At 74.4% G+C, this 11,957-nt stretch carries 10 protein-coding genes; 6 read left to right on the top strand and 4 right to left on the bottom strand.

Features of this window, described 5'->3' with window-relative positions:
• The first annotated feature begins 65 nt into the window (after positions 1-65).
• Entirely contained in the window at positions 66-377 is a 312-nt protein-coding gene (locus OG580_RS06875; RefSeq protein ID WP_267042739.1) for a YiaA/YiaB family inner membrane protein, read from the top strand.
• 110 nt (positions 378-487) lie between these two features.
• On the top strand, positions 488-1,117 hold the full coding sequence (locus OG580_RS06870; RefSeq protein WP_267042738.1) for a TetR/AcrR family transcriptional regulator: 630 nt from the start codon (positions 488-490) through the stop codon (positions 1,115-1,117).
• 28 nt (positions 1,118-1,145) lie between these two features.
• On the opposite strand, the gene OG580_RS06865 is transcribed toward OG580_RS06870, so the two are convergent.
• Positions 1,146-1,607, bottom strand: coding sequence for a MaoC family dehydratase (locus OG580_RS06865; protein ID WP_267042737.1), 462 nt, complete (start codon positions 1,605-1,607; stop codon positions 1,146-1,148).
• A gap of 136 nt (positions 1,608-1,743) precedes the next feature.
• On the opposite strand from OG580_RS06865, the gene soxR reads away from it, so the two are divergent.
• Positions 1,744-2,205 (top strand): redox-sensitive transcriptional activator SoxR, encoded by a 462-nt coding sequence (gene soxR, locus OG580_RS06860; RefSeq protein WP_267042736.1) that lies wholly within the window; start codon positions 1,744-1,746, stop codon positions 2,203-2,205.
• A 112-nt stretch (positions 2,206-2,317) separates the two neighbouring features.
• Here the strand turns inward: soxR and OG580_RS06855 are convergent, their stop codons facing one another.
• The 3 genes from OG580_RS06855 to OG580_RS06845 all read right to left on the bottom strand — a co-directional run bounded on the left by OG580_RS06855 (position 2,318) and on the right by OG580_RS06845 (position 5,827).
• Positions 2,318-2,935, bottom strand: coding sequence for a hypothetical protein (locus tag OG580_RS06855; protein WP_267042735.1), 618 nt, complete (start codon positions 2,933-2,935; stop codon positions 2,318-2,320).
• A 146-nt stretch (positions 2,936-3,081) separates the two neighbouring features.
• Positions 3,082-4,434 (bottom strand): serine-threonine protein kinase, encoded by a 1,353-nt coding sequence (locus OG580_RS06850; protein WP_267047923.1) that lies wholly within the window; start codon positions 4,432-4,434, stop codon positions 3,082-3,084.
• A gap of 148 nt (positions 4,435-4,582) precedes the next feature.
• Positions 4,583-5,827: a DUF1343 domain-containing protein gene (locus OG580_RS06845; protein ID WP_267042734.1), complete on the bottom strand. Its 1,245-nt coding sequence runs from the start codon at positions 5,825-5,827 to the stop codon at positions 4,583-4,585.
• Between the two features lie 207 nt (positions 5,828-6,034).
• On the opposite strand from OG580_RS06845, the gene OG580_RS06840 reads away from it, so the two are divergent.
• The 3 genes from OG580_RS06840 to OG580_RS06830 all read left to right on the top strand — a co-directional run bounded on the left by OG580_RS06840 (position 6,035) and on the right by OG580_RS06830 (position 11,949).
• Positions 6,035-6,811, top strand: a complete 777-nt coding sequence (locus OG580_RS06840) for an SDR family oxidoreductase (protein WP_267042733.1) — start codon at positions 6,035-6,037, stop codon at positions 6,809-6,811.
• Between the two features lie 82 nt (positions 6,812-6,893).
• Positions 6,894-7,487, top strand: a complete 594-nt coding sequence (locus OG580_RS06835; protein WP_267042732.1) for a TetR/AcrR family transcriptional regulator — start codon at positions 6,894-6,896, stop codon at positions 7,485-7,487.
• A 25-nt stretch (positions 7,488-7,512) separates the two neighbouring features.
• Positions 7,513-11,949 carry an AAA family ATPase gene (locus OG580_RS06830; protein ID WP_267042731.1) on the top strand — a complete coding sequence of 1,479 codons (4,437 nt, stop codon included), beginning with the start codon at positions 7,513-7,515 and terminating at the stop codon, positions 11,947-11,949.
• Positions 11,950-11,957: the final 8 nt, after the last annotated feature.

Here is an 11,957-nt window from a genome sequence, read left to right as displayed (position 1 = left end):
CTGCGGGCCGCGACTGAGTAGCCGGGCGGATGTGGCGGGGGCCACGTCCGCCCGATGCTTGGGGCATGAGCGACACACCGGTCAAGCAGCAGAACACCGCCGCCTACTACACGCAGGCCGTCATCTCCTTCGGAGTCGCCGGCACGGCCGTGACCGTCGGCATCTACCAGCTGGAGGCCAGCGCCTGGGTGCGGGCCTTCCTCGCCGTCTCGGTCCTCTACCTCACGACCTCGGCCTTCACGCTGGCCAAGGTCGTCCGTGACCGCCAGGAGGAGGGCCAGATCGTCAGCAGGGTCGATCAGGCCCGGCTGGAGAAGCTCCTCGCCGAACACGACCCCTTCCAGAAGCGTGATCCGGGCCACCGACCGCAGATCTGATCCGGCCCCGACCTCCCCTCCGATCCGGGCCCGGCCCCGCAAGACCCTAAGCGCTTGCTCACCCTCGTTGTATGGTGTGCGTTCTGACGGGGTCCGAGAAGGAGTGTGGGATGAGCGCGGCGGAGGAGACGCCCGGGGTCGAGGACATGCCCTGGGGCGAGGTCACGCCCGAGGCGGCCCGGCGACTGCTGGTGGCCGCCGTCGAGGCGTTCGCCGAGCGGGGTTACCACGCCACCACCACTCGGGACATCGCGGGCCGGGCGGGCATGAGCCCGGCCGCGCTCTACATCCACTACAAGACCAAGGAAGAGCTGCTCCACCGGATCAGCCGGATCGGTCACGACAAGGCCCTGGAGATCCTCCGGGCCGCGGCCGACGGCGACGGTACGGCCGCCGAGCGGCTCTCCGACGCCGTACGCTCCTTCGTCCGCTGGCACGCCGAGCGCCACACCACAGCGCGGGTCGTCCAGTACGAGTTCGACGCCCTGGGCCCCGAGCACCGCGCCGAGATCGTGGAGCTGCGCCGGGAGTCCGACGCGGCCGTGCGCCGGATCATCGAGGAGGGCGTGGCGGCGGGCGAGTTCGTGGTGCCGGACGTGTCCGGCACCACGATCGCGGTGCTCTCGCTCTGCATCGACGTCGCTCGCTGGTTCACGACGCAGGGCCGCCGGACGCCCGACGAGATCGGCGCGCTCTACGCCGACCTCGTCCTCCGGATGGTCGGCGTCCGCAACCCCTGAGGGCGCGGCGGTCCAGGGGCCTCGCTGCTCAGAAGAAGTAGCGGGAGACCGACTCGGCGAAGCAGACGGGCTTGTCGGCGCCCTCGCGCTCGACGGTCACCGCCGCCGTCACCTGTACGCCGCCGCCCGCCTCCTCGACCTTCGTCAGGACCGCCGTCGCGCGCAGCCGCGAGCCGACCGGTACGGGGGACGGGAACCGGACCTTCTCGGTGCCGTAGTTGAGGCCCATCTTCATGCCCTCGACCCGCAGGACCTGCGGGACGAACAGCGGCAGCAGCGACAGCGTCAGATAGCCGTGCGCGATCGTCGCGCCGAAGGGGCCGTCGGCGGCGCGCTCCGGGTCGACGTGGATCCACTGGTGGTCGCCGGTCGCGTCGGCGAAGAGGTCGATGCGCTTCTGGTCGATCTCCAGCCAGTCGCTGTACCCCAGCTGCTCGCCGACGCCCGCGCGCAGCTCCTCGGCGGAGGTGAAGATCCTCGGCTCGGCCATGTCCCTAGCTCCCTCTGTCTGTCCCTCTGATCGGCTCTCTCGGGCGCTGCCTAAGCGCTTGCTCAGCATTGTGGTGCCGGTGGCCTCCTGTCAACGGACGGCCGGGCACCGGGCCTTGTCCCGTAGGGTTCGGGGAGTGCCGCAGATTCCAGAGAAGATCCACGAACTCACCGTCGGCCAGCTCTCCGCCCGAAGCGGGGCCGCTGTTTCGGCCCTGCACTTCTACGAGGCGAAGGGGCTCATCAGCAGCCGCCGCACCGCGGGCAACCAGCGCCGGTACGCCCGTGACACCCTGCGCCGGGTCGCCTTCGTCCGGGCCGCGCAGCGCGTCGGCATCCCGCTCGCCACGATCCGCGACGCGCTCGCCCAGCTCCCCGAGGAGCGCACCCCCACGAACGAGGACTGGGCACGGCTCTCGGCGGCCTGGCGCACCGAACTCGACGAGCGCATCAAGCAGCTGGGACGGCTGCGCGACCACCTCACGGACTGCATCGGCTGCGGCTGCCTGTCCCTGGAGAACTGCGTCCTGTCCAACCCCGACGACGTCCTCGGCGAGCGGATGACGGGCTCCCGCCTGCTGCCGGTACGCCGGACCTAGGTTTCGTCCGGCCGGGGTCGCGGGGTCGCGGGGCCGGCGGCGCCGCCGCGACCGGGTCGGCGGGGGAGCGGGCCCGGGTGTCGTCCGGCCGCCCGCCGACACCCCACGGGCATCACGCCGCCGGAGCCAGTGGTCGGTGCCGGTCCCCGCGGGCGCGGGCCAGGGCGCCCGACGTGAGCACCGCTCGCGGGACGCCCACGCCGCAGTCGCCGCACACGGGGCCCAGCCACGGCTCGTACGCGTCCCCCGATCCGGACCGCCACTCGATCCGCGGCCCCGCGCACACCGGACACCGCTCGCCCGGGCCGTCCTCCAGCGCGGCGATCAGCCGGCGCAGCACCTCCGGCAGCGGGTCCGACGGGTGCACGGCCGGGTCGCCGCAGCGCACCACGCCGTTGCCGCCCCAGACGCGCCGGTGCCAGTCGTCGAGCGCGCCGAGCCCGCGCAGTCCGTCGTGCTTCTCGCGCCTCCGCCGTTCGGCGAACTGCTTCTCGTACGCGAGCCACACGGCCCGCGCCTCCTCCAGCTCGTCGAGCGCGGCCACCAGCCGCCCCGGATCGAGCTCCCGGTCCTCGGGACCGAACCTGTGCCGCCGGCACAGATGGTCCCAGGTCGCCCGGTGTCCGTACGGTGCGAACCGCTCCAGGCACTTGCGCAGGGAGTACCTGCGCAGCGCCGTGTCACACCCGGGATCGCGCACCTGTCTCGCGAGACTCCGGAAACCGGCCATCTCTCGCCACCTCCGTCGCTGGTCCTTCCGCGGTATCAGAGGGACGAACGGGGGGCCCGCCGTGTTCCATCGAATTACGGATGGCAGCCATCAACGGGGCCGGAGGGACCCCCGACACGCAGCGGAACCCAGGCGTCCGGTGTGGTTCAGGCACGGCCCGCCCGGGCCGCCGACACCACCACCCGGGCCAGCTCGGGACGGACGATGTCACTGTGCGAGCGGACCGCGTCCGCCGCGTCCACGCTCACGCACCCCGACCCCGGCACCCCTTCGCGCAGCACCGCCGCCAGGGTCCGCTCCACCGTCCCCGGCACCGCCTTGACCCCGTCGTGCCCGATCGCGCCCCAGCGCGGATCATCGGCGCCGAGCAGCCCGGTGAGCGGCCCCGCGAGCTGCCCGGAGAGCGGCCCCGCGAGCGACTCGGAGTCGCCCGCGAGCCGGGACGCCAGCGGGTACATCACCCCGAGCGCCGTGTCGTGCCGCGAGTAGCAGGCCACCAGGGGCCCGCGCACCCGGTGCTGCATGTCCCGCAGGGAACCGGGCCGCCGCGGATCGTGCGGCAGCCGCGGGGCGAAGGCGTAGTGCGAGAAGGCGCCCTGCAGGAGGGTCACGGAGGCCACCGGCCGCGCCCCGGGCGGGAGCCCCCGCAGCGCGTACGCGACGAGCCGGGCGCCCATGCTGTGCCCCACGAGGTGGACGCGGAGACCGGGGGCGGTCCGGGCGACCTCGCCGAGCAGCGGCCCGAGCCCGAACTCGCCGACCCGCCCGGCCCGCCGCTTCATCACGTAGTACGCGGCCTGCCGCAGCGCCTCCCTGGCCCCCTTCCAGTACCGTTTCAGCCCCTCCCCGAAGCCCTCGGGCGGCACGGTGCCGCCGGTCTCCTCCAGTGCCTCGGTGAACCGGGCGCACACCGCCACCGGGTCCGCGACGAGGAACTCCGGCACCGCCGCCGACGCCCCGACGACCCCCTCGGCCCCGACAGCCCCGACGCCTCCGATCCCGTCTCCGATCCCGTCTCCGATCCCGATCCCGATCCCGCCTCCGTCCTCGTCCCCGCCCCCGATCCCGCCCCCGATCCCGTCCCCGACCTCGTACACGTCCGTCAGCTCCCGCAGCAGTTCCCCGAACTCGACGAAGGCGGCCTCCTCCGGCGGGGCGAGCGTCAGCAGCTCCGTGAGCCGCACGAGGACCGGTTCCTTCTCCGGGAGGACCGTCACGAGGGCGCGGTAGTCGGGCACCGGCTCGTCGGTGAAGATCATCGAGGGCCAGATCACCCCCGCGTACCCGGCCTCGACCCCCGGCCCGAACAGCCCGGGGAAGGGGGCGAAGAAGTCCGAGCAGAGACGGGTGGCGCCCGACGGGGAGTTGTTCCACCCGTGTGCGAGCAGCACCAGGTCCGTCACCCCCTGCCGGGCCAGCGCGGTGAGGGCCGCGGACTGCCCTGCCGGCCCGTCGCCGTCCTTGTCGAAGGTGATTTCCCGGTACGGCTCCACACTCATCCCGCTCACGGCCCGACCGTCCCTCCACGTCGAGGTGGCCGCCGCGCCGAGGGCGCGCGGGTGCGCGGGCGGCGGCTCCATGGCCAGCATGCCCGCGCCCGGCGCCCGCCAGACCTCCCCGAGCGCGGGGGGTGGGAGCCACCGCCCGTCAGCGGTACAGCAGATGCTCCGTCCGTACCGCGCGGAAGGCCGCCAGCTCCGCCTCCCACGCCCCGACGACCTCGCCGGTGTCCGCGCCCGCGTCGATCAGGGTCCGTACCCGCGTCGAGCCGGTCAGCTTGTCGATCCAGTTGTCCGCCCGCCAGGCGAAGCCGGACCACGAACGCCGGGCGGTGACCAGGAGCCCGATCCCGGTCCGGACCGGGTCGAAGGACTCCCGGTCGTGGACGTGCAGCTGCACCCCGCCCACGGTCTTCCCCTGGAACTTGGAGAAGGTCGGGGCGAAGTACGCCTCGCGGAAGCGGACTCCGGGCAGCCCGAGGGCGTTCGCCGCCTCCGCCCACCGCCGGTCGATCCCCTCGGCGCCGAGCAGCTCGAAGGGGCGGGTCGTGCCCCGGCCCTCGGAGAGGTTCGTCCCCTCGAAGAGGCAGGTGCCGGAGTAGACGAGCGCGGTGTCGGGCGTCGGCATGTTCGGGCTCGGCGGCACCCAGGGCAGCCCGGTCGCGTCGAAGAACTCCGCGCGCCGCCACCCTGTCATCCGGACGGTCTCCAGGGCCACGGGGGTGGCCAGGAACTCCGCGTTGAAGAGCAGCGCGAGCTCGGCGACCGTCATGCCGTGCGCCTGCGCGATCGGCTCACGTCCGACGAAGGTCGCGAACGCCCGGTCGAGGACGGGGCCGAGCGCCGCCCGCCCGGTCACCGGGTTCGGCCGGTCGAGGACGACGAGACGCTTCCCGGCGAGAGCGGCGGCCACCATGCAGTCGTACAGCGTCCAGATGTACGTGTAGAAGCGCGCGCCGACGTCCTGGATGTCGAAGACGACGGTGTCCACCCCGGAGGCGGTGAAGACGTCCGCCAGCGGCTGCCCGCTCTTCAGGTACGTGTCGTAGACGGGCAGCCCGGTCGCCGGGTCGTCGTACCGCCCCTCGGAGCCGCCGGCCTGCGCGGTGCCCCGGAAGCCGTGCTCGGGGCCGAAGACGGCGACCAGGTTCACCCGTTCGTCGGCGTGCATCACGTCCACGACGTGCCGGGCGTCCGCGGTGACCCCGGTCGGGTTGGTGACGACGCCCACCCGCTCGCCGGCCAGCAGGGCGTACCCGTCCGCCGCGAGGCGCTCGAAGCCGGTACGCACCCGGGGGCGCCCGCCGGAGGCGGCCGAGGCGGTGGGGGCGACGGCCGCCACCGCGCCCACCGCGCCCCCGGCGGCCAGCAGACTCCGTCGCGACAGGTTCATGCGGAAACCTCCTCGATCGCCGTCCCCGGCCGGGGCGCGTGACATGGGCACGCACGCTAGCGCTCCTGACCGCGCCGGGGAACGAGGCGTGCGGACGGACTCTTCCCTCACGACATACCGACCGGTTAGTCTGCCGCTGTCGTCATCGTCATCGTCATCGTCATCGTCGTCACCGTCCCGGTGGGGTTCGGAGAGGTGGGTTCATCCATGAGCGCGGACGCGAGTGCCGTTCAGGGCGCCGGCGTGGTCGTCACGGGAGCGGGTGGCGGGATCGGTGCCGCCCTCGCCCGCCGCTTCGCCGCCGAAGGGGCCCGGGTCGTCGTCAACGACCTCGACCCCGTCCGTACCAAGGCCGTCGCCGAGGAGATCGGCGCCCTCGCCGTCCCGGGCGACGCCTCCGCCGTCGTCGAGGAGGCCCGCGAGGCCCTCGGCGGCACCATCGACGTCTGGTGCGCCAACGCCGGACTCTCCTCGCCCGGCGACGTCTTCGCCGACGAGGACGTCTGGGCCGCCGCCTGGGACGTCAACGTCATGGCCCACGTCCGCGCGGCCCGCGCCCTGCTCCCCGAGTGGCTGGAGCGAGGCAGCGGCCGGTTCGTCTCCACCGTCTCCGCCGCCGGACTGCTCACCATGATCGGCGCGGCGCCGTACAGCGTCTCCAAGCACGGCGCGTACGCCTTCGCCGAATGGCTCTCCCTCACCTACCGCCACCGCGGCCTCAAGGTCCACGCCATCTGCCCGCAGGGCGTCCGTACGGACATGCTGACCGCCGCCGGATCGGCCGGCGAGCTCGTCCTCACCCCTACCGCCATCGAGCCCGAGGACGTCGCCGAGGCCCTCATCGAGGCCATCGACGCCGACCGGTTCCTGGTCCTGCCCCACCCCGAGGTCGCCGCCTACTACCGCAACCGCGCCACCGACCCCGAACGCTGGCTCGGCACCATGAACCACGTCCAGCGCACATGGGAGACGGGCGCCCGCTAGCCGGGGTCCCGGCGGGTGGGAAGATCTACGGACGGGAACGGTGTTCCCCCGACCAGGAACGATCACGAGGGAAGGCGGCGGCATGGCCAGGACGACGGACGAGAGCGGGGCGCCGGTCCCTCAGAGGCTCCTCGCCGCCGCCACCCGGCTCTTCGCGGAGCAGGGCTACGACCGCACCTCCGTCCAGGAGATCGTCGAGGCCGCCGGGGTCACCAAGGGCGCCCTCTACCACTACTTCGGCTCCAAGGAGGACCTCCTCCAGGAGGTCTACTCCCGGGTCCTGCGCCTCCAGCAGGAGCGGCTCGACGCGTACGCGGACGCCGACGCGCCCATCGAGGAGCGGCTGCGCGCCGCCGCCGCCGACGTCGTCGTCACCACCATCGAGAACCTCGACGACGCCGCCATCTTCTTCCGCTCCATGCACCACCTCAGCCCGGAGAAGAACAAGCAGGTCAGGGCCGAGCGGCGGCGCTACCACGAGCGGTTCCGGGCCCTGGTCGAAGAGGGGCAGAAGGCCGGGGTGTTCTCCTCGGCGACCCCCGCCGACCTGGTCGTCGACTACCACTTCGGCTCGGTGCACCACCTCTCCACCTGGTACCGCCCGGACGGCCCGCTCACCTCCGCGCAGGTCGCCGACCACCTCGCCGACCTCCTGCTGCGGGCCCTGCGCCCCTGACGCCGGTACGGGTATAACTGGCGGCGTGGACGGGGCGGGCGGGGCGAACGGGACACACGAGCGGGCGGGCGTCGACCGCAGGCTCGTCGTCGTGGGCACGGGAAGCTATCGGCACGCCGCCGGACTCCCCCTCGCCGACGAGGAGTTACACGCGGCCGTCCGGCTCTTCGGCGAGCTCGGCTACCGCGTCGACGAGCGCATAGCCGACGCCCCCCTCGGCGAGACCAGGGACCGGCTCCTCGACTGGGCCTACCGCGCCGACCGCACCGGCACCGCCGTCGCCCTCTACTGGACCGGCCACGGCGTCGCGGGCCCCGGCCGCCACTACCTGCTCTGCTCGGACAGTCACCCGGACCGGCTCGCCGGCACCGCGCTCGCCGCCGAGGACCTCACCCGCTACGTCCTCGAATCAGGCGCCGAACGGGTCCTCCTCGTCATCGACACCTGCGGCGCCGGGCAGGGCGGCGCCGACGCGGCCACCGCCGCCGAGGGGCTCCGTGCCGCCCTGCGGCAGGGCGCCGCCGGCGGCCGCCGGCTCACCGACCTCGCCGTGATCGCCGTCGCGCGCGCCGGGGAACCCGCCTCCCCGATGGTCTTCGCCGCCGCCCTCGAAACCGCGCTCGCCCGGCTCTCCGTCTCCCACAAGCAGCGGTACCTCTCCGTCGAGCAGACCGTCGACACCGTCAACGACGTCTACCGCAGCGCCGGAATCCACCAGACCGCCCGCGCGCACGTCGAGACCGAGGGCTACGCCTTCTTCTCCTTCGAGAACACCGGCTACCGCCCCGAGGCCCGGTACGACGAGGGCGACGTCGCCGAACTGGCGGCCCGGCTCGCCCGCACCGGCACCGAGGGCATCCGCCGACGTGCCGACCTGGAGACCCACTTCGCCCCGCGCGGCCAGGGCTTCGAGCACATGGCCCCCGGCCGGCACGGCTCGTACTTCGTCGGCCGCACCGCCGAACTCGACCGCATCGGCCACTGGCTGGCCGATGACGGCCGCGACCGGCGCCGGGGCCTGGTCGTCACCGGAGGCCCCGGCGTCGGCAAGTCCGCCCTGCTCGGCAAGCTCCTGCTGCGCTCCGGAGCGCGTACGGCGGAGCCCCCCGCCCCCACCGCGATCCACGCCCGGCACCGCTTCCTCGAAGACCTCGTGGCCGGGGTCGCCGACGCGGCCGGGCTCACCGCGGACACTCCGCAGGCGCTCCTCGGCGCCCTCGCCGCCCGCCGCGCCCCGCTCCACCTGATCGTCGACGCGCTCGACGAGGCGGGCGAGGCCCACGGGGACGACACCGAGGCCCGGCGCATCACCGAGGACCTGCTGCGCCCCCTGCTCCGGGTCCCCTGCGTACGGCTCCTCGTCGGCACCCGCCCCCACGTCCTCGACGCCTTCGACGGCGAGGACACGGTGGTCCTCGACCTCGACGACACCCGGGAGAGCAGCGGCCGGGACATCGCCCACTACGCCCGCCGTCTGCTCCAGGCCCCCGACGGCCCCGGCAGCCGCGGCCCGTACGACGACCCCACCGCCGAGACGGTCGCCCGGGAGATCGCCGCCCGGGTCCACGGCAGCTTCCTGTCGGCCCGTATCGCGGCCCGCTACCTGGGCCGTGCGGCCCGCCCGATCGACACCGCCGAACCCGACTGGCACGCGCGCGTGCCCGAGGTCGGCGAGACCCCGGGCGTCACCTTCCTCCGGGTCCTCCGCCACCAACTGGGCGCGGACCACGCACGCGGCCTCGCCCTCCTCGCCGCCCTCGCCCTCGCGGAGGGCCCCGGCCTCCCCCCGGACCGTGTCTGGCGCACGATCGCGGGCGCCTGCACGACCGGCCCGTCCGGGACCGGAGCGGCTCGGTCCGCCGGGCCGTCCGCCGCCCGCTCGGGCCCGTCCGCCGCCTTCGCCTGGGAGGACATCGCCTGGCTCCTCGGCGCCGCAGGGGAGCACCTCGTCGAGGAGCTCGACGCCGACGGGCGCTCCGTCTACCGCCTCTACCACCAGGCGTACGCCGACGCGCTGCGCACCACCCTCGACGACGGGGTCCGCGACCGCGTGGCCCGCGCCCTGGCCCGGCTCGTCCCCGAGGGCCCGCACGGCCCCGACTGGGCCGAGGCACCCCCGTACGTACGCCGTCATCTCGCCGAGCACGCGGAGGGGACGGAGCTCCTCGACGTCCTCGCCCTCGACCCGGAGTACCTGCTCACCGCCGGGACCTCGGCCCTCCAGCGGGTCCTGAACCGGGCCACGACCGAGCAGGCCCGGGCCGCCGCCCGCGCCGTCGGGCACTGCGCCGCCCTCCTGCACACCCGGACCGACCCCGGCACACGCGCCGCCCAACTGCGCCTCTCCGCCTTTCAGTCCGGCGCGGAGGAACTGGCCGCCGCCGTGCGCCGGCGGTACCCGTCGCTGCCCTGGGACACCGAGTGGGCGGAGGTGGCCCCCGTGCCGTACACCACCATCGGCACGTTCACCGGAGGCGTGCGGGGAGCCGCCGTCGTGCCCGTCGACGGCAGGCCCGCCGTCCTGGTCACCGCCGAACGCGACGGACCCGTCCGGGCCTGGGACACCGAGGGCGGCGAACTCCTCGCCGAACTCCCCGGCGACCTCGGTCGGATCACCGCCGTCCACGGCTGCCCGACCCGCCCCTGGGCGGCGCTCCGGAGCGAGGAGCGGATCTGGGCCTGGGACGTGGCGAGCCGCGACCTGATCGGGGCCGTGGACGTGCCGCCCCACGTGGTGGACTGCGCCCTGACCGAGGTCGGCGGGGAGTGCGTCGTCGCCGTCCTCGACCGGACCGGAACGGTCACCCTGACCGCCGCCTCCGGCGGGCGCACCCTGCTCACCCTGCGCGCCGACCCCCGCCGGCACCTGAGGCGCCCGTTCGACGGCACGGGGCTGGCCCTGGAGCGTCACGGAGGACGTCTGCGCGTGGCCGTCACCCGCGGTCACCGCTGGGACGTTCCGTGGCGGCGGGTCCGTCTGACGGTGTGGGAGCTCGACGACGAGTCCCCCGGGAGCCTGACCGTCCACCGGGAACTGCGGCGCCTCCTGCGCGGGCGTACGGTCTCGGCCCTCGCCCTGTGCGGGGGAACCGCCGCCGTGGCCACCGAACGTGCCCTCACCGTCCGGCGGGGGCGCACACCGTCCACCGTCGAGAAGGGCGGGCTGCGCGTCGTCGAGTGGGCGGGCCTCGTCGTCGCCCCCGCCCTCCTCATCACGTCCGGCCCGGACGCCGAACCGGTCTGCCTCACCGCCACCGCGCACGCGGTGACAGCCCTGGACAGCCGTGGAGCCGTGCCCGGCCGCACCCGCACCGACGCCCCCGTACGGTTCCTGCTGCCCGTGGGCCACGGCCCCGACGGCCTCCGGCTGGTCTCGCTGGCCGCCGACGCCTGGTCCGCCAAGGCCTGGCATCTCGGCCCGCCGGGCGAGGACGAAGCCGAGGCCACGGAGACCCCGACGACCCTCGGGACCGGGCTGAGCGGCGGCCGCCCCGTCGTGAGCGTCCGCCGCGACGCCCTCGTCCGTCTCCTGGACGGTGCGAGCGGTGTACCGCTGGACAGCCTGGAGGATCCGGACGACACGTACGTCGTCGCCACGCACCCGGGTGCTCCCGTGGTCCGCTGGCGGCGCCCACGCCGGTGGCGGCACCCGGTCGAGGTGAGTCACTGGATCGCGGGAGAGGCGGAAGGCGCGGGCGAGGCGACGGAGAGCGCCCCGGGGCCCTTGCCACGGGTGCGCGGGTTGTTCAGAGCCGTGGCGGTGTCGCCCTCCGCCCCGAACGAGGGGACACCGCGCCTCGTCGCCTTCGTGAAGTACTCCAAGCACTCCGAGCAGTTCGTGGGTCTGCACACGGGCGACTCGCCGGAGGGTGTCTACGTGGACACCAGGTCGCACGGGATCCGCTCGGTCCGGGTCCTGCCCGACGGCGAGGGAGTCGTGGTGGCCTTCATCGGGCGCTGGAACCCCTTCCCCATGACCAGCGACGACGGCGGCTCCGACTCCCCGGACCCCCGGTTCGCCGTGGAGGTGCGCTCGCTGCCGGGCCGGGAGATAGCCCACGAGGCGGTCGTGGACGGCTGGGACGTCGTCCACGACCTGGGCCGCTGGCCGCAGGGCCCGGTCCTCGGCATCGTCGACCCGGACGGCGAACTCACCGTCCGGAGCCGGTTCACCGCCCGGATCAACTGGCCCACCCGGAAAGAGGACTACGCGGGCGAGCCGGACGTCGTCCCGCGCCCCGACCGCGTCCGGGTCACCGCCCTCCGGCTGCAGACCCGGCACGGCCGCCCCACGGTCCTGACGGCCACCGCCGACGGCGGCCTGACGCTGTTCGCCGCCGACACCACCGAGGTCCTGCACCGGGTCTTCCTCGGCGGGGAGATCCTCGGCCTGGAGTGGCTCGACGACGAACGGCTGTGCGTCCACACCGCGACGGGAGTCCTCTGCCTCCGCCTCGGCTGACCGACGAC

It is taken from the genome of Streptomyces sp. NBC_00094, from assembly GCF_026343125.1.
In the GTDB taxonomy this organism is placed as follows: Bacteria; Actinomycetota; Actinomycetes; order Streptomycetales; family Streptomycetaceae; genus Streptomyces.
Note: the sequence above shows the minus strand (reverse complement) of the source record. Positions and strands in the feature narration are given on the sequence as shown.